This window comes from Pseudoalteromonas sp. ABV4_021 (assembly GCF_056159365.1).
In genome coordinates, this window is the sequence record NZ_JBSWVB010000001.1 from 2,698,824 (window position 1) to 2,723,269 (window position 24,446).

Here is a 24,446-nt window from a genome sequence, read left to right on the forward strand (position 1 = left end):
TTACTCGTTAATGCTTAGGTAAAAGGCTTAAAACAATTGAATAATCAACAACACTGTTACTATGGCACAACCTAAATTCGCGCAAATCAAACAACACATCATTGGCAAGATAAAATCAGGCGAATGGGCTGAGAACAGCCGAGTAGCCTCAGAAAATGAACTCGCCGAACAATTTAGTGTAAGCCGTATGACAGCAAGGCGGGCACTTAGTGAATTAACAGACGCTGGTATTCTAAGCCGCACACAAGGATTAGGTACTTTTGTCGCAAGTTTTAAATCACAGTCTAACTTGCTGGAAATTCGTAATATTGCCGATGAAATCAAAGAGCGTGGCAGTGAACATAAGTGTATTCCCGAAATTTTAGAATCAATGCCCGCAATTGCACCAATCGCAATTGCTTTAGGCGTTGAGCAAGACAGCCTAGTATATCGTTCGGTGCTTGTACACCTTGAAAACGGCACACCAATTCAAGTCGAAGAGCGTTTTGTAAACCCAGCATTTGCGCCAGGGTATCTGCAGCAAAACTTTGAACAAGTAACGCCGCACGAATACTTATGTGAAGTGGCACCACTTACCGAAGCGCGCCACACCGTTGAAGCAATTATGCCAAGCCCACAAATAAGCCAATGGCTATCGCTATTTAATGAAGAACCTTGTTTGCAAGTCATTCGTCGCACTTGGTCATCAAATGGTGTTGTAAGCTTTACTCGCCTTATTTCACCGGGCAGTAAATATCGCCTTGGCGGGCACCTGACATTTAAACGCTAAGAAATACCGAGGATTTTTTTTAGCAGTGTTTTAGGGCCTCAAACAAGTTATCGTATTTAAACTGAAAGCCCTGCTCTACAAGTAAATCACTTGAGATAATACGCTCTTCTAAATTACTTTTTTCAAAGTTCACGCCTTCAACTTCGAGTAATTTAGTAGCCTCTGCGTAAAACGCCTGCTTGGTCGGATGATGTGGCGTTACTAAATTAACAATCGACGAAGTAAGGTTATGCGTCGCAACAAATGATAAACCAGTGACTGCATCATCTTGATGCAACATATTTACTAACGCATTGGCGCTTGATGATAATGTTTTGCCACTTAAAAAACGCCCTGGGTGACGCTTTTCACCGATAAGCCCACCTAAGCGAACAATAACATAATGCAAACCACTGTCAGCCACTTGTTGTTCATTTTCTAATAGTCGCGATTGCTTTTCAGCTGATGCATCAAACGCACTTAGCTCTGTATAAGTTTGAGCTTTAGTTGGATAAACACCGGTTGTAGAGCAAAATACAAAGCGTTTAGCCTGTTGTGCTTTAGCCAATGCTAAACTCTCAGTTAAGTACTGAGAATATGCGCGCTGAGCCTCTAGAGTACGACCAGGAGGCATACAGAAAAACCACACAGCATGCGGAATATCAATCTCACAAACACCTTGCTCAAGGTTAAATTGCGCCCAGTTAGGCTTATTTTTAGCTTGGCGACTGGTTCTAACAACCTGCCAACCATCGGCTTCAAGACTATTAGCCAAAGGCTGCCCTAGCCAACCGGCCCCCACTACAACGCCATTATTTGAATTATTAATCATTACTAGATAGAGTCTAAGAGCAAAATCCGATTATATAACAATAATTTTGCGTCTGCTTACGTGGTTTTGTATCGATAAAAATTCAACTGTTTAGCCCTCAGGAAGTATAAGAATGTTAAATAATTTATCCTTGAGAAAGAAAATCCTATTACTAATTGGTGGTACGATAACTGTACTGCTTATACTCTCAGCCTTTTATTTTGTTAGCCATATTTCAAATCTGTCACGCGCCTCCGTCGAGTCTGAAGCAAAAAGCTATTTAAAAACCGAAAAACTTAATATTGAAGGCTTTTTTTCGCAATATGGTCGCGTTGTAGAAACCTTTGTTACCAACCCTCATTTAGTCGAATGGTTTGCGAATTGGACTGAGCGAGGTGCTGATTATCAAAGCTCGCAAGGGTACAACACCATCAACCAAGACTTCATCAGAATTAGTGGTTCTGATAGCAATATTCTTTCCGCTTTTTTTGCCTCTGCGAATACTGGTGCTTACTTCAAGGAAAATGAGCGCACAACACAATACAATGGCGCAGAGTACTTTGCGTATAAACGCGGTTGGTGGCAAGACGCACTAAAACATGATGGCTTATATGTTGGCCCTCTCGCTATTGATTTAACTACAGGTAACGTATCAGCCGTAGTGCAACAAACCGTTTATGACAGTAATCGAAAACTAATTGGTGTAGGTGGAGTAGACCTAAAACTTAACAACATTGCAGAAATGATTGAACAAATACAATTTAACAATGTTGGCTATGGCTTTTTACTCGACCATGAACAGAAAGTCGTACACTTATCAAACCGCACTAAACACACCCTATCGGTGATTGAAGATGAGTCTCGTGGCATTTCAAAAGACGACTTATCAGCTCTTGAGTCACAAATGCCAAACACCACTGGTTTTACCGCACTCAACAGTCAAATGAAACAGCAAAAATCAGGGCATAGCCAAGTAACACTCAATGGTGAAACTTACTTTGTTGTATATCAACGATTAGAGCTAAGTAAACCAAGTTTGAATTGGTATTTAGGTTTGCTTGTGCCTGAAAGTTATATTAATACGCCTGTAAAAGAAGCGGCATGGGCTACCACATCAAGCGTAATTATTATTCTGGCTATTATTATGGCGATGATTTTTTTCGCTACACAAATGATTGTTAAACCAATTTCAGCACTAACAGAAACCATGCAAGACATTGCTTCAGGTGAAGGGGACCTAACCAAACGCATTAGCGTTGATAGCCAAGACGAAGTTGGCCAATTAGCAAACCATGTAAATACCTTTATAGATAAGCTACGAACATTACTTATTAATACACGCGCTCAATCAATTCAACTTGATAGTGCCTCAGCGGAATTAAGCCGAGTATCTGAAGAAACTCACCAAGAAATCCTGCAAGAAAAAGACGAAGTAGACAATGTCAGCACTGCGGTAACTGAAATGGCTGCAACTGTGTTAGAAATATCACGCAATGCGCAGCAAGCCAACGAAGGCACCGATTCAGTAAACCAATTAACGAGCAAAGGTGTTACGCTTTCAAATACCGCACAACATGAAATGCAGTCACTCTCGGAGCATATTCAAAATGCCGCTGAAGTTGTGTCAGGGCTGGAGCAAGAATCGAATAATATTGGCAGCGTAGTTGATGTAATTAATAGCATCGCAGAACAAACTAACCTGCTCGCCCTTAACGCCGCCATAGAAGCTGCCAGAGCGGGTGAACAAGGTAGAGGCTTTGCGGTAGTAGCAGATGAAGTAAGAACGCTTGCTAGTCGTACCCAAGAGTCAACAGATGACATTCGTAATATGATCACTCGCTTACAGCAAATCGCAGTGCAAGCAACGCAAATGATGGAACAAGGAAAAGAGCAAGTATCACGCTCAAGTGACAAAACTCAACAAGTGTTACAAGCCTTTACCGATATTTCAACATCGGTGAGTTTAGTTCAAGATCAAAACCATCAAATTGCAACCGCGACAGAAGAGCAAACTGTCGTCGCTGAGGATATTAATAATAACTTAAGCTCAATTAACTCGTTAGTTAACAATACATCACAGCATGCTAATGAGTTAGCAAGAGAAGCACAGATATTACGAAACCTTGCTGGTAATTTAAATAAAACAGTAAACGAATTTAAATTATAAAAGCGTGGCGGAGCGCGTTGCGCGCTTCGTCATTTACTCCAACTTACCAAGATACTTTTCCACAACCTTACGATAACCGTCATCAAGCAAAAATATTGCTAATTCTCGATTAAACTCATCGCGCAGCGACTTATCCGAAAACCCAGCACTTGCAGTTACCGATGGGATCAACGCATGCTCTTTAAATAAAGAAAGATCTCGCTGTTTATCAACAAAGCGATAAAAGTAATAGAAAATATACTTATCCAGCACAGCATAGTCATAACGCCCCTTTCTAATTAACTCAGGGATCACCTTCATACTCGGTGATTCAAAATAGTTATTTTGCTCACTAAGCAATTCAAACTCTTTACCGAAATAGCCTGGAGCACCTTGAAAAGTAATAATCGAATGACCTTCCAAATCACTTAAATATTGCGGTGTTAATTTATTCTTTTTTAACGAAAATACCGTAGGCGCATACTTAACAATAGGATGAGAAACGTAAAACCGCTCCTCATCGCTTGTCGCAAAAATGGGTGCCATAGCTACATACGCACTAGATTTAACTAACGATTCAGCACGGCCTAATGGCACAAAATGAAACTTCACATCGTATCCAAGACGCATTAAAACCGCCCTTACAACATCTAGGTCAATACCACTATTTTGAGCATCATTGATTGTGTGTGGAGGCCCTTCACTGCTTAACACAACAATTTGCTTTGCAGTTGATGTAAATGAGCAAAATAATAAAAGGAGTGACAGAACTCTTAGCATACAGAATTATAAATAAATTATTATATTAGGTTAGACGCTTAAGTATGAAGTGAAACCCATAAAACGCAAAAAGCCCGCTCAATGAGCGGACTTTTCACTTAATTAGGAGCTTGGCGATGTTCTACTTTCACATGGGCGAACCCACACTATCATCGACGCTGTTTCGTTTCACTTCTGAGTTCGGCATGGGGTCAGGTGGTTCCAAAACGCTATAGTCACCAAGCAAATTCTGTGTGCAAATGTTCAATGGCGAAGCCATTTTATTTGCGCAAGGTGCATATCTGTTAACACTTGTTGTTAAGAGACACACTTTGCTTAAATTCGGAAAACTGTTTCTTTTATCTCAATTCGTAAAGTTTCTACTTTAGTACTTTGCTCTTTTCGAGCTATTCAACTTCTGCGGGTCTAAACCACTTTGGCGTTGTATGGTTAAGCCTCACGGGTAATTAGTACAGGTTAGCTTAATGGCTCACACCACTTCCACATCCTGCCTATCAACGTTGTAGTCTTCAACGGCCCTTCAGTTAACTCAAGTTAAAGTGAGAACTCATCTCGAGGCTCGCTTCCCGCTTAGATGCTTTCAGCGGTTATCGATTCCGAACGTAGCTACCGGGCAATGCAATTGGCATCACAACCCGAACACCAGCGGTTCGTCCACTCCGGTCCTCTCGTACTAGGAGCAGCCCCTCTCAATTCTCAAACGCCCACGGCAGATAGGGACCGAACTGTCTCACGACGTTCTAAACCCAGCTCGCGTACCACTTTAAATGGCGAACAGCCATACCCTTGGGACCGACTTCAGCCCCAGGATGTGATGAGCCGACATCGAGGTGCCAAACACCGCCGTCGATATGAACTCTTGGGCGGTATCAGCCTGTTATCCCCGGAGTACCTTTTATCCGTTGAGCGATGGCCCTTCCATTCAGAACCACCGGATCACTATGACCTACTTTCGTACCTGCTCGACGTGTCTGTCTCGCAGTTAAGCTTGCTTCTACCATTACACTAACCGTACGATGTCCGACCGTACTTAGCAAACCTTCGTGCTCCTCCGTTACTCTTTGGGAGGAGACCGCCCCAGTCAAACTACCCACCAGGCACTGTCCACAACCCCGATTCAGGGGCCTATGTTAGAACATCAACACTACAAGGGTGGTATTTCAAGGACGGCTCCACACAATCTAGCGACTGTGTTTCAAAGCCTCCCACCTATCCTACACATGTAGGGTCAATGTTCAGTGCCAAGCTGTAGTAAAGGTTCACGGGGTCTTTCCGTCTAGCCGCGGGTACACAGCATCTTCACTGCGATTTCAATTTCACTGAGTCTCGGGTGGAGACAGCGTGGCCATGGTTACACCATTCGTGCAGGTCGGAACTTACCCGACAAGGAATTTCGCTACCTTAGGACCGTTATAGTTACGGCCGCCGTTTACCGGGGCTTCGATCAAGAGCTTCGCCGAAGCTAACCCCATCAATTAACCTTCCGGCACCGGGCAGGTGTCACACCCTATACGTCATCTTTCGATTTTGCAGAGTGCTGTGTTTTTAATAAACAGTCCCAGCCACCTAGTCACTGCGACTCTCGTCCGCTTAGAGAGCAAGTCTCATCACAGATAAGAGCGTACCTTCTCCCGAAGTTACGGTACAATTTTGCCTAGTTCCTTCACCCGAGTTCTCTCAAGCGCCTTAGTATTCTCTACCTGACCACCTGTGTCGGTTTGGGGTACGATTCGAAATAATCTGAAGCTTAGAGGCTTTTCCTGGAAGTATGGCATCAACAACTTCACATCCGTAGATGCTCGTCTCGTATCTCAGCCTTAAAGAAACCCGGATTTACCTAAGTTTCAAGCCTACATACTTTCACATGGACAACCAACGCCATGCTTGTTTAGCCTGCTCCGTCCCCCCATCGCAATTATTCCAAGTACGGGAATATTAACCCGTTTCCCATCGACTACGCCTTTCGGCCTCGCCTTAGGGGTCGACTCACCCTACCCTGATTAGCATGGGATAGGAACCCTTGGTCTTCCGGCGAGCGGGTTTTTCACCCGCTTTATCGTTACTCATGTCAGCATTCGCACTTCTGATACCTCCAGCATGCCTCCCGGCACACCTTCAACAGCTTACAGAACGCTCCCCTACCCCGCGAATAAATTCGCAGCCGCAGCTTCGGTGGTATGTTTAGCCCCGTTACATCTTCCGCGCAGACCGACTCGACCAGTGAGCTATTACGCTTTCTTTAAAGGATGGCTGCTTCTAAGCCAACCTCCTGGCTGTCTGGGCCTTTCCACATCGTTTCCCACTTAACATACACTTTGGGACCTTAGCTGGCGGTCTGGGTTGTTTCCCTCTCCACGACGGACGTTAGCACCCGCCGTGTGTCTCCCGGATATTACTTATTGGTATTCGGAGTTTGCAAAGGGTTGGTAAGTCGGGATGACCCCCTAGCCTTAACAGTGCTCTACCCCCAATAGTATTCGTCCGAGGCTCTACCTAAATAGATTTCGGGGAGAACCAGCTATCTCCCGGTTTGATTAGCCTTTCACTCCTAGCCACAGGTCATCCGCTAGCTTTTCAACGATAGTCGGTTCGGTCCTCCAGTCAGTGTTACCTGACCTTCAACCTGCCCATGGCTAGATCACCGGGTTTCGGGTCTATACCCAGCAACTAAACGCGCAGTTAACGCTCGCTTTCACTACGGCTCCCCTAATTGGTTAACCTCGCTACTGAATATAAGTCGCTGACCCATTATACAAAAGGTACGCAGTCACAGAACGAATCTGCTCCTACTGCTTGTACGTATACGGTTTCAGGTTCTATTTCACTCCCCTCACAGGGGTTCTTTTCGCCTTTCCCTCACGGTACTGGTTCACTATCGGTCAGTTGGGAGTATTTAGCCTTGGAGGATGGTCCCCCCATATTCAGTCAAAGTTTCACGTGCTCCGACCTACTCGATTTCACTGTAAATAAGTTTTCGTGTACGGGACTATCACCCTGTATCGTCAAACTTTCCAGAATGTTCCACTAACTACATTACAGCTTAAGGGCTAATCCGATTTCGCTCGCCGCTACTTTCGGAATCTCGGTTGATTTCTTTTCCTCGGGGTACTTAGATGTTTCAGTTCTCCCGGTTCGCCTCACTTACCTATGTATTCAGTAAGTGATACCACTAAGTGGTGGGTTTCCCCATTCGGAAATCCTAGTCTCAAGCGCTTTTTACTAGCTTGACTAGGCTTATCGCAAGTTAATACGTCCTTCATCGCCTCCAACTGCCAAGGCATCCACCGTATACGCTTAGTCACTTAACCATACAACCCAAAATGGTTTGTATTGCTAAAGACAGTTTTTAACTCCGCCAGAAGTTAAATATTGAATACTAAAGTAGATACCAACATATTCTTTATTAAAGAGTATGCGGCATATTTTCTTTACTTTATTTTGAGAACTCTAAATTAAATATTGCACTTACTAAGTAAGTACTTAATTTAAAGTTTGTCAGCTTTCCAAATTTTTAAAGAGCAATCGAGAATTACTTCTCAAAACTAAACATACTGTGATGTTAGTTTATTTAGGTTTGAGAAGAGAGAAAGTGGTGGAGCTAAGCAGGATCGAACTGCTGACCTCCTGCGTGCAAGGCAGGCGCTCTCCCAGCTGAGCTATAGCCCCACTATATAAGTTGATTATGTAAGCCACTTAATCTGGGAGGAGAAAGTGGTGGGTCTGAGTAGACTTGAACTACCGACCTCACGCTTATCAGGCGTGCGCTCTAACCAGCTGAGCTACAGACCCATAATCAATTATTGTTGTTCTCAATCATTTAACAATCATCTGTGTGGACACTTCGAACAAAAAGTTCTAAATCGTATAAGGAGGTGATCCAGCCCCAGGTTCCCCTAGGGCTACCTTGTTACGACTTCACCCCAGTCATGAATCACTCCGTGGTAAGCGCCCTCCCTAAGGTTAAGCTACCTACTTCTGGAGCAACCCACTCCCATGGTGTGACGGGCGGTGTGTACAAGGCCCGGGAACGTATTCACCGCGACATTCTGATTCGCGATTACTAGCGATTCCGACTTCATGGAGTCGAGTTGCAGACTCCAATCCGGACTACGACGCACTTTAAGTGATTCGCTTACTCTCGCGAGTTCGCAGCACTCTGTATGCGCCATTGTAGCACGTGTGTAGCCCTACACGTAAGGGCCATGATGACTTGACGTCGTCCCCACCTTCCTCCGGTTTATCACCGGCAGTCTCCTTAGAGTTCCCGACCGAATCGCTGGCAACTAAGGATAGGGGTTGCGCTCGTTGCGGGACTTAACCCAACATCTCACAACACGAGCTGACGACAGCCATGCAGCACCTGTCTCAGAGTTCCCGAAGGCACCAAACTATCTCTAGTAAGTTCTCTGGATGTCAAGTGTAGGTAAGGTTCTTCGCGTTGCATCGAATTAAACCACATGCTCCACCGCTTGTGCGGGCCCCCGTCAATTCATTTGAGTTTTAACCTTGCGGCCGTACTCCCCAGGCGGTCTACTTAATGCGTTAGCTTTGGAAGACAGTTCCGAAAAACCGAACTCCTAGTAGACATCGTTTACGGCGTGGACTACCGGGGTATCTAATCCCGTTTGCTCCCCACGCTTTCGTACATGAGCGTCAGTGTTGACCCAGGTGGCTGCCTTCGCCATCGGTATTCCTTCAGATCTCTACGCATTTCACCGCTACACCTGAAATTCTACCACCCTCTATCACACTCTAGTTTGCCAGTTCGAAATGCAGTTCCCAGGTTGAGCCCGGGGCTTTCACATCTCGCTTAACAAACCGCCTGCGTACGCTTTACGCCCAGTAATTCCGATTAACGCTCGCACCCTCCGTATTACCGCGGCTGCTGGCACGGAGTTAGCCGGTGCTTCTTCTGTTGCTAACGTCACAGCTAGCAGGTATTAACTACTAACCTTTCCTCACAACTGAAAGTGCTTTACAACCCGAAGGCCTTCTTCACACACGCGGCATGGCTGCATCAGGCTTGCGCCCATTGTGCAATATTCCCCACTGCTGCCTCCCGTAGGAGTCTGGACCGTGTCTCAGTTCCAGTGTGGCTGATCATCCTCTCAAACCAGCTAGGGATCGTCGCCTTGGTGAGCCATTACCTCACCAACTAGCTAATCCCACTTGGGCCAATCTAAAGGCGAGAGCCGAAGCCCCCTTTGGTCCGTAGACATTATGCGGTATTAGCCATCGTTTCCAATGGTTGTCCCCCACCTAAAGGCATGTTCCCAAGCATTACTCACCCGTCCGCCGCTCGTCATCTTCTAGCAAGCTAGAAATGTTACCGCTCGACTTGCATGTGTTAGGCCTGCCGCCAGCGTTCAATCTGAGCCATGATCAAACTCTTCAATTAAAAGTGTTTTTGGACTTACGTCCGACTCAATGAATTCTGATTTTGTTCTTACTCTCTATAAATAAAGAGAAGAACGAATTGACTGTGCTGAAATAAACTATGTTTATTTCTGTTGGTCACTCAGTTCAATTAAGTCTAAATTTTGTTACGCTTTAAAAGCGTATGTTAGAACTTAATCTGTACGAGTGCCCACACAGATGATTGCTTAAATTTTTAAAGAACAGTGCAGCATCTCTTACTGCGAAGTGGAGCGCCATATTAACCGCTTCACTTTTAAAGTCAACTAGAAAATTAATTATTTTTCAAAGTAACTTTCCGTTTGACTTTCCTTCACTTAACTCAGCGTTTGTTGTTGCTGTGCTCCGTGTCGGTGGATGCGCATTATAGGCAGATCGAAAATCAGATCAACCCCTTTTTTATAAAAAAACGATCTTTTTTGATCGTTTGATTGTTTAATATTCAAAACAGCCATTTCGTTAACTTAAGAGCTACATTTGCGCATAAAAAAACGCCAAACTTAGGTTTGGCGTTTTACGGGAGTGTAATACTAATGAAAAATTAATCAGTCAGCTTTTCTTAACTTATGACCTTTCAACGCGTAGAAAAGAATAAATAAGTAACACGGTAACATTACAATGTAACCACTTTGTAAGCCTTCTGCTGTTCCAGCACTACCTGATGCCAAGCCCCATGCTAGAGGACCAAATGCACCACCCGCTATACCCATAACTAGTAAAGCTGAACCTGCACTTGTTAGTTTACCTAAACCAGATAACGCTAAAGGCCATACTGCTGGCCACACAATTGCATTTGCAAATCCAAGCAAGGCTAAAATAATTAGTGTATTCGGTAACTCAGCTCCACCGAATGGAACCAAGATAGCCTGCGCAATTGATGTCGAAGAACTATCACTTACTAAAATTCCGATAGTTAACACTGAACCAAGTATCGCAGAAATCGATAATGCTTTGGCTTGAGAAATAACACGAGGGATCAGTGCAATACCAATAATATAACCCAACACCATACAAACCATCGTATAAGAAGTCATTACTGCATAATTTTCGACACCTAGCGCTCTCGCAAAAGATCCGATTGTATCTGCCGCTATTACTTCTACAGCTACATATACAAAAATAGCAATCACACCAAACTTCAATTGTGGATGAGAAAGCGCTTCTTTTACATGCCCTTTCTCAGTGTCAGACTCTTCTTCATCTTCAATTTCAGGAATTGGCAGTTTTGTAACAACAAATGCTAGTACGCCAATAAATACCGCCATACCAAGATAAGGTAGCACCAAACCATTAGCCATCATGTCAATATCTTGTTGTGTAAGCTCTTTGCCAGTTAGCCCTGTAAAATTACTTAAAATTAATGCACTGAATACTAATGGTGCAATAACACCTGCGCCTTTGTTAAGAATCCCCATAACACTTACACGTGCGGCCGCAGACTCTTCGGGACCTAAACGAACAACATAAGGGTTAACTGCTGTTTGTAAAAGCGTTTGTCCTGTTCCCATTACCAGTTGAGCGAATAGGAATAATGCAAAAAATTGCGTCTTAGCTGCTGGAATAAACAATAGACCAGCAACCATCATGACAGCCATACCTAATGCCATACCATTTTTGTAGCCTACTTTACGGATCACTGCCGCTGATGGAATTGCAGTGAAAGTAACTGCAATATAAAAAGAGAATAGAATTAACGACGCTTGGAAAGGTGTTAATTGTAGAACTTGCTGAAGGTACGGCATTAATGAACCGTTTAACCATGTAGCAAAACCCAGTATAAAAAATAGAGTAGCCACTATAGCCATTGGAACTAGGCTACTCTTTTTGTTTGATTCGTTTTCCACTGTTGCTTCCATAAACTTCTTCTTGTTGCAGTTAATCTTATGTCATAGCTTTACGCTATGAAAATACCATTTGCGTTAAGTAGCCTCATCTTTCAGACGCACTATATAAATAGTTAACGCAATCAGTTTATTTCTTGGTTTTATTATTAACGCTAATCACTTTGAATACGGCAATTTATGGAAGTTAGCGCTTCCCCTAAGCCTTAAAAATGATAGCGCTGTCATTTTACTTTAATTCAATTGAATAAATATTGCCAGTTTGAATTTTGAATTAATTAGAACAAAAAGGGAGCAAACGCTCCCTTTAGTTTTAATAACAATTAGTTAATTAATTGTGGTTATACGACTCTTAACCTGATCATTTAATGAACTTCTTAACCACACTTGCGTATCACCTACGTTAACTGGTTGTTGGTATGTTTGCCATGATTTTCCTTGGTCAACACTGTATTCAACATCTAAGTAAACCGTAGCCACACTTGTAGTGAGTTTACCGTTTTTAACTTCACCGCCAGGCACATCTAAATTAACTTTAACGCCAGACTTAGCTAGCTTTGCTAATTCTTTCGTGCCAAGTGCCGCTGAGAAAGTCATCCAATCTTTTGCACGCTTTTGTGCATCTGGCTTTTCACCTTCCCATGGCGCTTTATACCATGCGCGTTCAGCTACTGCTAACACGCGTGGGAACAACATAGCCAGTACTTGATCTTCAGTACGGATAGTTTCAGACCATACCTGACCTTGCATACCTAAAATATTTTCAGGCTTTTCAAGCTGAGGTAATGGACGGCCAACTAAGTCTTCTAGGTTTTTGATAACTTCACCAGTGCGGGTGAAGTCAGCATTAGCATATACATTGTCTGGCATATAACCAAATGCTTTTTCATTACTGATAAAGCGCGTTGCCCAATAATAGCCACGTTCTTCTGGGTGAGCTTCATACGGGTGGTCAAAGTAAAGATGTGTGCCATGCGATAAAACAACTTGATAGTCATTGTTTGCTAAACGGTAAGCACGATCAGCAACCCCCCACTCCCAAATGTTATCCCAAGCATTCGCTGTAAATACTGGATTTGGGAATTCTTCACGGTTAAATGTATTCACGCGGTCATACATTAAGCCATCTTCCCATGCACCTGGAGCAATACCACGTTTTGCAAGCATTTTTGCTACGCGCTGGGTAAAGTAAGGCTTAAGGTCGGCAGGACCTGCAACCCCATTACCAGCCTCTTCAAACATTTTTTGACACGCTGGTGAATTAGTCCAAGAACCCGCACCCACTTCATCACCACCAAAATGCAGATTTTCTAAACGTACACCCGCTTCACGATACATTTGTTGAAGCTCATACGTCACTTTCTCCATAAAGTTATAACTTGAGTCCATACACGCATTGATCGAGTTATCTGTGTAATTCTGTACTGTGATGTATTTTGACTTATCTTCTGGGTCACTTAATAAATATGCTTTCGCACCCACTTCATCGCCTGCTTTCATCAATTTACGGTAACGCGCTTCCATTGCTTTAATCGATGCACGTGCATGACCTGGCGACTCTACCTCAGGAATGATCTTAATATGACGTGCCGCGGCAAATTTTAATAATTCAACAAAATCATCTTTTGTTAAGTAGCCATTACCTGAACCGTCTTTATGTGGACCTGTACCTAGCTGAGTCAATAAGCAAGAATCTTCAGATAAATCAAAGCAACGCACACCACCAATTTCTGCAAGCTCAGGTAACGATGGGATTTCTAAACGCCAACCTTCATCATCAGAAAAGTGCCAATGTAATGTATTGAGCTTATATTTTGCCATTTGCTCAACCAGCTTGAACATTGCATCTTTACCATGGAAGTTACGTGCATTGTCATAATGCATACCGCGGTAACTAAAGCGTGGTGAATCTTTAATTTCTACACGTGGTAATTCAACGCTGCCGTTAGCGTCTGCTGGGAAAAGTGCTAATAATGACTGCAAGCCATAAAAAACACCGGCATTATCACTACCAATAACTGTAATTTTGTTTTTATCAATTTCTAACTGATAGCTTTCAGCGTCACCGTTTTGAATTGAACTATCTACTTTTAAAGATAAATGCGGCTTTTTACCTACTGAGATATGGTCAGCATTCGCTTCTAATTTAAGGCCGTATAGTTTTGATAAATCATCAAGCAGTACTGTTACTTCTTGCTTTAAACTACCTTGATAGCTCACAACCCAATCTGACGAAAGCGTTACTTCGCCACGAGAGAAATCAACATCAAGCGGCTTAGGAATAATACGCTTTAAAGCATCTTTTTGGCTTGGTGTATATTTTTCGTTTTTGATATTAAGTGCATGACGGTTTTGTGCGTCGGCAATCACACTTAAATCTTTTGGTGTATTAAATTTCTTTAGTTGACGCTCTTCAACTATTGGCAGTACAAACTGTTTTAGATCTTCAGTATCTGTACTAGCAAATACTTCTGCCTCTTTATTATTGAGTGAGATAAACGCACGTGGCATCACATCAGAATAAGACACAATATAAGCTGCAGCTTCATACTCAAGCGCTAATGTTTCACCTACGGCTAGACCGGTGAATGCTTTAGTTGGCACTAAACGATGCAAATCACCATTCACATGCTCAATAGCGATGCCTTTTACTTCAGAGGTTTTTACTTTACGAATACTGTGAAAATACAGCTGCCAATTACTTTCGCCTTTTGGTAAAGCTACTTTTGAGGTGTTTTTAAGTTGGATTTTTCCAATGTAGCCACCGTCATTATCATGAAAGTTATCAACGACACCAAATTTAAGATCCGCTTGGGCTGCAAATTGTTTAATGTCGGATTGCGATAGCTTGGCATTAGCAAACAGAGGCGTTGCTAATAAAGCTGTAGCAAGTATGGTTTTTCTCAAAAGCATAAGACTTCCTTTACTTGTTTATTGTGCGCTTTCTAACATTAGACAGCGAAAGCGTTAATTTTAGTTTTTGTTATTAGGAATCATAATGACTATTTAATGACAGCGCTATCAAAACAGTTTAAAAAAAACCTTAATTTTATCTGAAACAATTAAAAATCAGGATGTTAGAGGCATCATAAAATACCTCTAACATCTTGAAAAGATTAATAGCCTGCAGCCATTCCGTCTTTTCGTGTTTCAGATGCGCCCACATAAACACCATTAGAAAGTTGCTTCATAATGGCTTGATAACCACCGTAAGGACCTACGGCATGTTGAAGGGTGTGTCCTTTTTTCACCAGCTCACGTTTTGTCTTTTCTGAAAACCCAGCTTCAAGACTGACATAGCCACCATTTCTCATAACTTCGCCAGTTGGCTGTGACGAACCAGTATGTAAAATCCGTGGTGCGTCGCCTGCTTCTTGTAGGTTCATGCCAAAATCAATCATATTAATTAGAATTTGCGCATGCATTTGCGGCTGTGTTGCACCACCCATCACACCAAAACTGATATATGGTTTGCCATCTTTGGTGACAAAGGCAGGAATAATAGTATGAAAAGGTCGTTTTTTAGGTGCATAAACATTAAAGTGGTCATCTTCTAGGGTAAATAGCTCACCACGATTTTGCAAAACAAACCCTAACTTTTCCGGTGTCATACCAGATCCCATACCACGATAGTTACTTTGAATAAGTGACACCATGTTGCCATCTTTATCAGCCGTGGTTAAATAAATGGTATCCCCTTCTACAGGCCCTGCATCCACTTGCTTGCTCGCTTTATTGGCATCAATAAGCTTGCGGCGCTTTGCCGCGTATTCTTTGCTAATCAATTGTTTTACTGGAATGTCATTAAATGATGAGTCAGCGTAGTATTTAGCGCGGTCAGCAAAAGCTAATTTTTTAGCCTCCACAAAAGTGTGAACATACTCAGGGCTATCAAAACCCATACTTGCAATGTCATAGTCTTCAAGAATATTTAAAATTTGTAGTGCGGCAATGCCCTGACCATTCGGTGGCAGCTCCCATAAATCATAACCACGATAGTTAGTACTTACTGGTTCTACCCAGTTACTTTTATGCGATGCTAAATCGTGATAACTCAAATAGCCGCCATTGGCTTTCATATAACGATCGATTTCTTTTGCAATATCACCTTTATAGAATGCATCGCGACCGCCTTTCGCAATTTTGCGGTAAGTTTGTGCAAGTGCAGGGTTCTTAAAAATTTCACCTTTCTTAGGCATATGACCGTTTGGCATAAAGACTTCTTTAAAGCCCGGATATTTTCCACGAACAGAAACACTTTTATCGAGGTAGTAAGCAATTAGCTCTGATACTGGAAAGCCTGTTTCAGCATAGTTAATTGCTGGCGCTAATAACTCAGCCATTGGCAATTTGCCAAATTTATTGTGCAGTTCAAACCAGCCATCGACTGCACCTGGCACCGAAACCGGCAAAGGACCATAACTTGGGATCTTGTCGCCTTGTGCTTTTAGCATATCAAGCGTTAACGATGCCGGCGAACGCCCCGATGCATTAAGCCCGTGCAGTTTTTGCTCTTTTTGTTGCCACACAATGGCATATAAATCACCGCCAATACCGCAGCCAGTTGGCTCAACTAATCCCAATACTGCATTTGCAGCAATCGCGGCATCCACAGCACTGCCACCTTTTTTTAAAATATCGAGTGCAACTTGCGTTGCTAACGGTTGTGACGTTGCAGCCATACCATTTTCAGCAAAGACTTCTGAGCGACTGGCAAACATTTCACCTGTAATGCGATCGTAAGCACTGGCGATTGAAGGAATTGCCAAACTGATAATCAGTAAAGAGGGTTTAAGCCATTTCATTATTATTATCCTGTTGTTCTGGTGATAACTAACATAGCGCTTTTTCTGAACAGGAAACAATAATTCGAGGTAAATAGAGAAGATCTGTAGATAAAATGCAGGTTGGTAGCAAAGCCGTAGATGCTTTGCTACCAAGTTGGGGACTAGTTTGATTGCAGCTTTTCGATAATCACCACATTAGCTGCTGGGAATTCATAATTATTTAAATCACTAATAGCCACCCATTTGTGATCTTGCCCTTCAAGGTGGCTCGCTTCCCCATCAAACTCTTCTACTAAGTGAATATCAAGATGCACTGATTTATCTGGGTAGTCATGGTGAATTTCTAAAAAGGGTATTGAAGATTTTACTTCAATGCCGATTTCTTCGTTTAGTTCTCTTGCCAGTGCTTGCGTTACTGTTTCACCCGCTTCTACTTTACCGCCTGGGAATTCCCATTTTCCGCCTTGATGTTGTGCATCGTGACGCTTTGCAATAAATATTAAGTCAGCTTTTTTGATTACACCAACTGCAACATGTACTTGTTTTTTCATTTTTCACTCACTTTAATCATAAAAAAAGCGACATCTAAGTGTCGCTTTTTTAACAGAGTCTGGTTCAATTAGCTTAATTTACCGTGACACTGTTTGTATTTTTTACCTGAACCACATGGGCATGGTTCGTTACGGCCTACTTTTGCATCATTGCGAACAGTTACCGCTGCACCTTCAGGTGTTTCACCACCTACGTGTTCCGCTTCTTCGTGTTGATATTGCTTTGGCGTATTTTCTGCTTGCTGACGACGGCGTTCTTCTACCGCTTCAACATCTTCTTCAGCACGTACTTGTACTTTTGCAAGAATACTAACCACTTCTACTTTAAGTGCTTCTAACATGTCAGAGAACAATTCGAATGATTCACGCTTGTACTCTTGCTTTGGATTCTTCTGTGCATAACCACGCAGACCGATACCTTGACGTAAGTGATCCATTGCAGCAAGGTGATCTTTCCAATGTTGGTCAAGCGTTTGTAACATAATTGCTTTTTCGAAGTGGCGTAGTACATCTGCACCCACTTGATCTTCTTTATGTTTGTAAGCCGCTGTAACACCTTCTTCAATACGCTCACGAAGTTTTTCTTCGTAAAGTTTATTGTCTTCATCAAGCCACTGTTGAATCGGCATTTCAACTAAGAAATCTGCACGTAAGCGATCTTCTAAGCCAGCAATATCCCACATATCAGCAAGTGATTGTGGTGGAATGTACTGATCGATAATACCGTTTAATACATCCGAGCGAATTGCTGTGATTGTTTCTGAAATATCGCCTTCTTCAAGCAGTTCATTACGCTGTGTGTAAACAACACGACGTTGATCGTTTGCTACATCATCGTACTCAAGTAGTTGCTTACGAATATCAAAGTTACGCGCTTCAACTTTACGCTGTGCATTTTCAATTGCACGGTTTACCCACGGGTGTTCAATTGCTTCACCACGTTGCATACCGAGTTTACGCATCATATTCATCATGCGCTCGCCAGCGAAAATGCGCATTAGTGCATCTTCCATTGATAGGTAGAAACGGCTTGAACCCGCATCACCTTGACGACCAGAACGACCACGTAACTGGTTATCAATACGACGTGATTCATGACGCTCAGTAGCGATAATATGTAAACCGCCAGCTTCTAGTACTGCATCATGACGTTTTTGCCATTCTTCTTTAATCTTTGCAATTTGCTCATCAGATGGGTTTTCAAGTTTTTCAACTTCCAGCTTCCAGTTACCACCTAACACGATATCGGTACCACGACCCGCCATGTTAGTAGCAATGGTTACTGCGCCTGCAAGGCCAGCATTGGCTACAATTTCAGCTTCTTGTTGGTGGAACTTAGCATTAAGTACGTTGTGCTTAATTTTCTCTTTGCGTAAAAACTGCGATAAGTACTCAGAGCTTTCGATTGAAATAGTACCCACAAGCACAGGCTGACCACGCTCTTGGCAATCGCGAATGTCCGCTAAAATTGCTTCGTACTTTTCTTCTTGTGTTAAATAAACTAAATCCGCACGATCATCACGTACCATCGGCTTGTTAGTTGGAATAACAACGGTTTCTAAACCGTAAATTGACTGGAACTCAAATGCTTCTGTATCGGCTGTACCTGTCATACCTGCAAGTACATCGTATAAACGGAAGTAATTCTGGAACGTGATTGATGCAAGCGTTTGGTTTTCGTTTTGAATACTTACGCCTTCTTTTGCTTCAACAGCTTGGTGTAAACCTTCAGACCAACGACGGCCTTCCATAGTACGGCCAGTGTGCTCATCAACAATGATTACATCGCCATCCTTTACTACGTAATCAACGTCTTTTTGATAAAGCTTGTGCGCACGAAGTGCTGCATATACGTGGCTTAATAATGTGATGTTATTAGCAGAATAAAGCGAATCACCTTCATCAATTAAACCTAGCTCGGTAAGTAGTTCTTCAACACGTACTTGGCCACGCTCTGTAAGGTGTACTTGCTTTGCTTTTTCATCAATCGTGAAATCGCCATCACCTTCAACGCCTTCTTCGTCTTCTTTTTCTTGCTGCTCTAGGCTTGGAACGAGCTTATCAATTTGTTGATAAAGTTCAGAGCTATCTTCCGCAGGACCAGAAATAATCAGTGGCGTACGCGCTTCATCGATTAAGATTGAGTCAACCTCATCCACTACGGCGTAGTATAAAGGACGTTGTACACGTTCATCTGGCGTAAACGCCATATTGTCACGTAAGTAGTCAAAACCGAATTCGTTGTTTGTACCGTAAGTAATGTCTGCAGCATAAGCCACTTTCTTTTGCTGCGGCATCATGCCCGGTACGTTGCAACCAACAGTCAGACCTAAGAATTCAAAAAGTGCGCGGTTTGTTTCCGCATCACGTTTTGCAAGGTAGTCATTCACCGTAATAACGTGAACACCTTTACCTGTTAAACCATGTAAGTATGCTGGTAAAGTTGCTGTAAGGGTTTTACCTTCACCAGTACGCATTTCAGAGATTTTACCTTGGTGTAAAACCATACCACCAATCAGCTGTACATCGAAATGGCGCATACCATAAACACGCTTTGATGCTTCACGTACAACTGCAAATGCTTCAGCTAAAAATGAATCTAAGGTTTCACCATTATCATAACGCTTACGAAACTCAGCTGTTTTCGCTTTTAGTTCTTCATCCGACAGCCCTTCGTATTGCTGTTCTAATCCATTAATTTGCGCGACCGTTTTTCGTAAGTTTTTAATTATTCGATCATTGCGACTACCAAATATCTTGGTAAGTAAGTTAGCTATCATGATAAAACCGTTACAACCTTAGTTTAGTGACAAAACCCATGCCACTTTTCAAATTAATTGTGCGTACAGTATCAGCAGAGCACCGATATTGCTAGTTAACCCGACCAAACCTGGCTCGTTAACAATAGTGAAATTGCATTATTTGAGATAACTAGCAATATAGCCTTGTGTGATACAACTATATTTTTCTATATATTGAGACAAAACTGCCAAATTCAAGGGCGATATTTTATTCGTTTAATCACAGTGAGCCAAGTTTAATTTGCCCTTTGTTCTGCTTTATTTACAGCTTTTTACTTGCTGTAACTATTCTTGCCCAATACAATAATAAAAAAGAGGTATCTAACCATGGCTAAAAACAGGTTTGCACCTAAACCGCTAGGGGATGTACTGACTAACCTTCCTAATCGGCTGCAGCAGTTTTCAAATAAGAATCAAGAAAACAAGCAATTACAAAATTTGCTTGAACAAATACTTGATCAAAATATGCTACAAAAGTGCACCATAGCAAACTATCAAGATGGCACCTTAGTGTTAAACGCCCAATCAGCGGCAGTTGCGATGCGCCTAAACTATATGAAAATGAGCTTACTCAGTGACTTTAGACGCCTTGGTTTGCCTGAGTTGTGCCAGATTAAAATTCAAACATCGCCACGCAGCGCAAAAAGCCTACAAGCAAACCAGCAACAGCAGCAAAGCCAAGAGAAGAAACGCCTAACCAAAAGTGCACAGCAATCGCTGCTTGAAGTTGCTCAGCACGCACCGGACTCTCTTAGATTAAAACTCGAAAAACTCGCTAAGCTCGCAGATAGGTAATGGAATTTAGCGATAGTTAAGTTACTATAGAATCGCAATTATTTTTATTACTAACCTAGGTATGCGTTATGCTTAAATCACTTTTTTCAATTGCTTTACTGGCTACAAGCTTTAGTTCGCTCGCAGCGTGGCAACTACAAAACGACAGTTCAAAACTCAGCTTTGTCTCGGTAAAAAAAGACACAATCGGTGAAGTACACCACTTTAAAACATTATCTGGCACGATTGCTGACGATGGTAAACTATCTCTAGAAATTGACTTAACGTCGGTTGAAACTAATATCCCTATTCGCAATGAACGTATGCAAAGCATGCTATTCAACACTAAAGCATTTCCAAAACTAACGTTAAGCGCCAATGTGAGCAAAGAGCTTGCCGCAATGAAAAACGCACCGACACATGTATTTTCAGTACCAGCTACGTTGTCACTAAATGGCATTGAAAAAACACTTTCAATCGAAGTATTTGTTGCCCGTACTAGCCAAGATGATTTACTTGTCAGCGCAATGACACCGGTTGTGATTAATGCCAGTGACTTTAATTTAGATACAGGCGTAGCAGCGCTGCAAAAAGTAGCAGGCTTACCCAATATCGCGCGTGCTGTTCCAGTAACTTTCGTATTGCATTTCGCTAAGTAATTTTTGCGGCAAACACAGGTCTTGTTCAAAAATGAACCTTGCAGAATTAACACAACAAATTGAAACCAGTATTGCACCATTTGAAACATGGCAGCCAGAAAGTTGTGGCGATATTGATATCACTATCAAACGCAATGGCGATTGGTATTTCCAAGCAAGCAAAATCAATCGCATTAATTTGGTAAAACTATTTGCAAAGGTGTTAACCAAAGAGCAAGGCCACTACTATTTAAAAACACCCGTTGAGAAAATGCGCATTCAGGTAGAAGATGCGCCTTTTCTAATTACGCATTGGTATCAAAAAGACGGCTTTATTGTTTGCTGCGATAATCTAGCGAGAGAGTATGTACTTTGTGAAAATCACACCTTAGAGATTAACGATGATGTGCCTTACCTGCATTTACATCATGGTGTAATGGCGAAAGTGTCACGTAATGTATTTTATCAATGGGCTGAAATCTCAGAGCAAAAAAAAGGCCGCTTTGCTATTTGCTCTGGCGGCCAAGACTTCTTTATTGGTTAAACTTTTAAATCACTCGCGAGAAGCGTGTTAGCTTTACTTGTTGTTTTAAGTACGCATCAAAGGTCATACAAATATTACGAATAAACAAGCGCCCTTTATTTTCCACCACAAGCTGTTCATCGTTTAATGAGATCATGCCATCTTCAGCAAAACACGAAAGACCTGATAATTCTTCAGCAAAATAATCTGCGAAATTAATCGAAAACCTGCGCTCAACATCCGCGAAATTTAACTTAAAGTGACAAATAATTTCTTTAATCACAAATGCGCGAATTTTATCATCTGTGGTTAACGTTAGGCCTTTAACAACAGGTACACCCGCCGTTTCAACGGTTTGATAATAATCTTTCAGATCTTTTGGATTTTGGAAAATGCTATCGCCTACTTGCGAAATAGAGGATGCTCCTAAACCCAATAAGTCACACTCACCGTGTGTGGTGTAGCCTTGGAAGTTACGGTGCAATTTACCTTGTTGCTGCGCAATCGCCAACGAATCCGTGCTTTTTGCAAAATGATCCATGCCGATATTAACGTATCCAGCGTCAACCATTTGCGCCAAGGTGTTTTTAAACATTGTTAGTTTATGCTCTGGGCTAGGTAATTGCTCATCTTTAATTTTGCGCTGTGCAGCAAAACGGTCAGGTAAATGGGCATAGTTAAATACTGAAACACGATCAGGCGACAAGGCGATTAAACGCGCCATGCTTTCTTCAAAGCTCTCTGGCGTTTGCAATGGTAAGCCGTAAATCATATCGGCATTCACTGAAGAAAAACCGAGTTCGCGCGCTTCAGTTACCAAGTTTGCAACGTTATCAGCACATTGTTCACGGTTTACCGCCTTTTGCACATCATCATTAAAATCTTGAATACCAAAAGACACACGATTAAAACCAAGCGAGCGTAAATGACTAAGCATATCTTCAGGTAAAGAGCGTGGGTCAATCTCAATTCCAGCTTGCACTTGGTCTGAAAAGTTAAAATACGTTTTAACAATCGCCATTAAACGGCTCATTTGTTCTTTTGTTAAAAACGTGGGTGTACCACCACCCAAATGCAACTGCTCGATTTTGTAGTCTTTATAAAGGGTTGCTTGTGCTTTTGCTTCTTGTTCTAAAAAGTCTAAATACACATCTGCTTTATGTTGGTGGCGAGTAATTATTTTATTACAGCCGCAGTAATAGCAAAGCTGGTGACAAAACGGTACATGGATATACAGCGACAAGCGCGTATTATCGCTTTTGGCGATCGCCTGTGTTACCGATTCAACAGAAAAGCCAGGCTCAAACGACAACGCCGTTGGATACGAAGTATAACGAGGACCTGACACATTGTATTTCTTTATAAGGGAGTTATCCCATTCAACGAAATTTTGCACGACTGAAACCTAACAATATTAAGGTTTAGCAAGTGTACAAAAGGAACGAGAAATCGGCTTTGATCCAAAACAATAAAGCCAGCGAGTGCTGGCTTTATTTACAGATTAGATAAGGTGGCTAGTTAGCGAATACGTGTTTGGTATTCGGATCAGCTGGGAAGTAAGCTTCTAGCTTAGCTGCTTCGGCCAAAATGCCTTCTTCAAGCTCTTTTTCAGCACGCCAACGCTTGCTATCCATTTGGAAAACTTCTTTCTTACTGTATTTCTTACGCGCATCGTGGGTCGGCATTTCCTTTACCACATCGTACATTTTGAAAACGTGCTGGTATTCCGTTTCAAGATCCACTGTTTCGGAGAATTGATACTGCGACATCAACACCCAAATACGTAAACATCCTTCTGAATACTCACACTGTTTCTCTTTCATCGCGCGTGCAATTAAGTTAATGCTGTCGGCAATTTTTGCATTGCGTTCAGCCGCTTTAACTTTTAGCTTTTCAATTTGCGCTTGTTGCTTTTCTTTTTGCACTTTCAGTTGGAATAACAACTTACCAGCGTAAAAAGCTAACCCTGCAACAATAGCGGCGGCAATAATAATGGCGATAACCCAAATAGCATTCACTACTTAAGCTCCTCCTCGTCATCATCACTCAACCATTCATCGGCAAGATCGTTTGACATAAATTGGTCAAGCATGTCTTCGTCGTCAAACTCATCTTCATCCTCAATACCTAACAAGTCGCAAAGTGCTTGGTGACGCTCTACCTTTGCGTTTAAGTATTTGATGTCTTTTCCTACTAACACTTCACCTGCATTTTGGCGCTCAAGTAACGACATTAGCTTTTGATCGTTTTCAATTTGCTCAAGCTCTTGCTCTGGTGTTAGTTCAGGCTCACCCACTTTACGCAACTCTACTTGCGGCTGTAGATGACGCTTAAACTCTGGCTGTTGCTGAGTAACCTCTGCTTCAGGCACAAGACTAATAGGCTTTTTACTGCCTAAACGACTGTCTTTGCGTTGCTTACCCGCACCTTGCTGCTCATTTAAGGCATCTTGTGCGTTGCGTGTACCCGCTTTATTACCAGTACGCTTTTTAACACGCTGCTCTTTCAAAGCGCGTAGTTCGGCAAGTTTCTCTTTGCTAAGGCGGAAGCTTCCGTTGCCACCGGTACCGATTTTGCGTGACTTTTTCTTTCTGGTCATAATTAAATCTAAAATTTTTACAAAACTAAGCT

General features: G+C 42.3%; 15 protein-coding genes, 2 tRNA genes and 3 rRNA genes. 5 read left to right on the top strand and 15 right to left on the bottom strand.

The features are described 5' to 3' along the window. Window positions 1–61 precede the first annotated feature (61 nt). The gene (gene hutC, locus ACXAFE_RS12525; protein ID WP_010562161.1) at window positions 62–769 is read left to right on the top strand and encodes a histidine utilization repressor; all 708 of its coding nucleotides are present in this window, start codon (window positions 62–64) and stop codon (window positions 767–769) included. Window positions 770–788: 19 nt separating this feature from the next. On the opposite strand, the gene ACXAFE_RS12530 is transcribed toward hutC, so the two are convergent. Beyond that, window positions 789–1,580, bottom strand: a complete 792-nt coding sequence (locus ACXAFE_RS12530; RefSeq protein ID WP_475153116.1) for an NAD-dependent epimerase/dehydratase family protein — start codon at window positions 1,578–1,580, stop codon at window positions 789–791. Between the two features lie 112 nt (window positions 1,581–1,692). On the opposite strand from ACXAFE_RS12530, the gene ACXAFE_RS12535 reads away from it, so the two are divergent. Continuing rightward, complete coding sequence (locus tag ACXAFE_RS12535; RefSeq protein ID WP_475153118.1) at window positions 1,693–3,726, top strand: methyl-accepting chemotaxis protein; 2,034 nt, start codon at window positions 1,693–1,695, stop codon at window positions 3,724–3,726. A gap of 33 nt (window positions 3,727–3,759) precedes the next feature. Here the strand turns inward: ACXAFE_RS12535 and ACXAFE_RS12540 are convergent, their stop codons facing one another. The 11 genes from ACXAFE_RS12540 to secA form a co-directional block, all read right to left on the bottom strand. Then, window positions 3,760–4,419, bottom strand: coding sequence for a substrate-binding periplasmic protein (locus tag ACXAFE_RS12540; protein ID WP_475153120.1), 660 nt, complete (start codon window positions 4,417–4,419; stop codon window positions 3,760–3,762). A gap of 174 nt (window positions 4,420–4,593) precedes the next feature. Beyond that, window positions 4,594–4,708, bottom strand: a 5S ribosomal RNA gene (gene rrf, locus ACXAFE_RS12545). Between the two features lie 202 nt (window positions 4,709–4,910). Continuing rightward, window positions 4,911–7,793: ribosomal RNA gene (locus ACXAFE_RS12550) — 23S ribosomal RNA — on the bottom strand. 282 nt (window positions 7,794–8,075) lie between these two features. Beyond that, window positions 8,076–8,151 (bottom strand) — tRNA-Ala (locus ACXAFE_RS12555). Window positions 8,152–8,197: 46 nt separating this feature from the next. Then, window positions 8,198–8,274 (bottom strand) — tRNA-Ile (locus tag ACXAFE_RS12560). A gap of 76 nt (window positions 8,275–8,350) precedes the next feature. Then, a 16S ribosomal RNA gene (locus tag ACXAFE_RS12565) occupies window positions 8,351–9,883 on the bottom strand. The 16S, 23S and 5S rRNA genes sit together here with 2 tRNA genes alongside, the layout of an rRNA operon. 562 nt (window positions 9,884–10,445) lie before the next feature. Further along, window positions 10,446–11,756 (bottom strand): N-acetylglucosamine MFS transporter NagP, encoded by a 1,311-nt coding sequence (gene nagP / locus ACXAFE_RS12570; protein ID WP_475153122.1) that lies wholly within the window; start codon window positions 11,754–11,756, stop codon window positions 10,446–10,448. A gap of 312 nt (window positions 11,757–12,068) precedes the next feature. Next, the gene (locus ACXAFE_RS12575; RefSeq protein ID WP_475153126.1) at window positions 12,069–14,654 is read right to left on the bottom strand and encodes a family 20 glycosylhydrolase; all 2,586 of its coding nucleotides are present in this window, start codon (window positions 14,652–14,654) and stop codon (window positions 12,069–12,071) included. 203 nt (window positions 14,655–14,857) lie between these two features. Beyond that, complete coding sequence (gene ggt / locus ACXAFE_RS12580) at window positions 14,858–16,546, bottom strand: gamma-glutamyltransferase (protein WP_475153128.1); 1,689 nt, start codon at window positions 16,544–16,546, stop codon at window positions 14,858–14,860. A gap of 143 nt (window positions 16,547–16,689) precedes the next feature. Next, window positions 16,690–17,079, bottom strand: coding sequence for an 8-oxo-dGTP diphosphatase MutT (mutT, locus tag ACXAFE_RS12585; RefSeq protein ID WP_475153131.1), 390 nt, complete (start codon window positions 17,077–17,079; stop codon window positions 16,690–16,692). A 68-nt stretch (window positions 17,080–17,147) separates the two neighbouring features. After that, complete coding sequence (gene secA / locus ACXAFE_RS12590) at window positions 17,148–19,859, bottom strand: preprotein translocase subunit SecA (RefSeq protein ID WP_054978098.1); 2,712 nt, start codon at window positions 19,857–19,859, stop codon at window positions 17,148–17,150. A gap of 348 nt (window positions 19,860–20,207) precedes the next feature. On the opposite strand from secA, the gene ACXAFE_RS12595 reads away from it, so the two are divergent. From ACXAFE_RS12595 to ACXAFE_RS12605, 3 genes are all read left to right on the top strand, one after another. Further along, window positions 20,208–20,675 carry a DciA family protein gene (locus ACXAFE_RS12595; RefSeq protein ID WP_010561653.1) on the top strand — a complete coding sequence of 156 codons (468 nt, stop codon included), beginning with the start codon at window positions 20,208–20,210 and terminating at the stop codon, window positions 20,673–20,675. Between the two features lie 68 nt (window positions 20,676–20,743). Further along, entirely contained in the window at window positions 20,744–21,313 is a 570-nt protein-coding gene (locus tag ACXAFE_RS12600) for a YceI family protein (protein ID WP_475153136.1), read from the top strand. Between the two features lie 31 nt (window positions 21,314–21,344). Further along, window positions 21,345–21,836: a DUF1285 domain-containing protein gene (locus ACXAFE_RS12605; RefSeq protein ID WP_475153138.1), complete on the top strand. Its 492-nt coding sequence runs from the start codon at window positions 21,345–21,347 to the stop codon at window positions 21,834–21,836. A gap of 4 nt (window positions 21,837–21,840) precedes the next feature. Here ACXAFE_RS12605 and hemN read toward each other — a convergent pair whose 3' ends face one another. The 3 genes from hemN to yihI form a co-directional block, all read right to left on the bottom strand. Next, a complete protein-coding gene (hemN, locus tag ACXAFE_RS12610; RefSeq protein WP_475153140.1) occupies window positions 21,841–23,211 on the bottom strand; it encodes an oxygen-independent coproporphyrinogen III oxidase in 1,371 nt (456 codons plus the stop codon). 118 nt (window positions 23,212–23,329) lie between these two features. Then, complete coding sequence (locus ACXAFE_RS12615) at window positions 23,330–23,833, bottom strand: DUF2489 domain-containing protein (protein WP_010561649.1); 504 nt, start codon at window positions 23,831–23,833, stop codon at window positions 23,330–23,332. Then, window positions 23,833–24,414, bottom strand: a complete 582-nt coding sequence (gene yihI, locus ACXAFE_RS12620; RefSeq protein WP_100914228.1) for a Der GTPase-activating protein YihI — start codon at window positions 24,412–24,414, stop codon at window positions 23,833–23,835. Before yihI ends, ACXAFE_RS12615 begins: the two co-directional genes overlap by 1 nt. Window positions 24,415–24,446: the final 32 nt, after the last annotated feature.

Excerpts from the sequence above, each read along its gene's own strand:
- hutC (WP_010562161.1), top strand. The coding sequence starts at position 62 with ATGGCACAACCTAAATTCGCGCAAATCAAACAACACATCATTGGCAAG.
- ACXAFE_RS12530 (WP_475153116.1), bottom strand. The coding sequence starts at position 1,580 with ATGATTAATAATTCAAATAATGGCGTTGTAGTGGGGGCCGGTTGGCTA.
- ACXAFE_RS12535 (WP_475153118.1), top strand. The coding sequence starts at position 1,693 with ATGTTAAATAATTTATCCTTGAGAAAGAAAATCCTATTACTAATTGGT.
- nagP (WP_475153122.1), bottom strand. The coding sequence starts at position 11,756 with ATGGAAGCAACAGTGGAAAACGAATCAAACAAAAAGAGTAGCCTAGTT.
- ACXAFE_RS12575 (WP_475153126.1), bottom strand. The coding sequence starts at position 14,654 with ATGCTTTTGAGAAAAACCATACTTGCTACAGCTTTATTAGCAACGCCT.
- ggt (WP_475153128.1), bottom strand. The coding sequence starts at position 16,546 with ATGAAATGGCTTAAACCCTCTTTACTGATTATCAGTTTGGCAATTCCT.
- mutT (WP_475153131.1), bottom strand. The coding sequence starts at position 17,079 with ATGAAAAAACAAGTACATGTTGCAGTTGGTGTAATCAAAAAAGCTGAC.
- secA (WP_054978098.1), bottom strand. The coding sequence starts at position 19,859 with ATGATAGCTAACTTACTTACCAAGATATTTGGTAGTCGCAATGATCGA.
- ACXAFE_RS12595 (WP_010561653.1), top strand. The coding sequence starts at position 20,208 with ATGGCTAAAAACAGGTTTGCACCTAAACCGCTAGGGGATGTACTGACT.
- ACXAFE_RS12600 (WP_475153136.1), top strand. The coding sequence starts at position 20,744 with ATGCTTAAATCACTTTTTTCAATTGCTTTACTGGCTACAAGCTTTAGT.
- ACXAFE_RS12605 (WP_475153138.1), top strand. The coding sequence starts at position 21,345 with ATGAACCTTGCAGAATTAACACAACAAATTGAAACCAGTATTGCACCA.
- yihI (WP_100914228.1), bottom strand. The coding sequence starts at position 24,414 with ATGACCAGAAAGAAAAAGTCACGCAAAATCGGTACCGGTGGCAACGGA.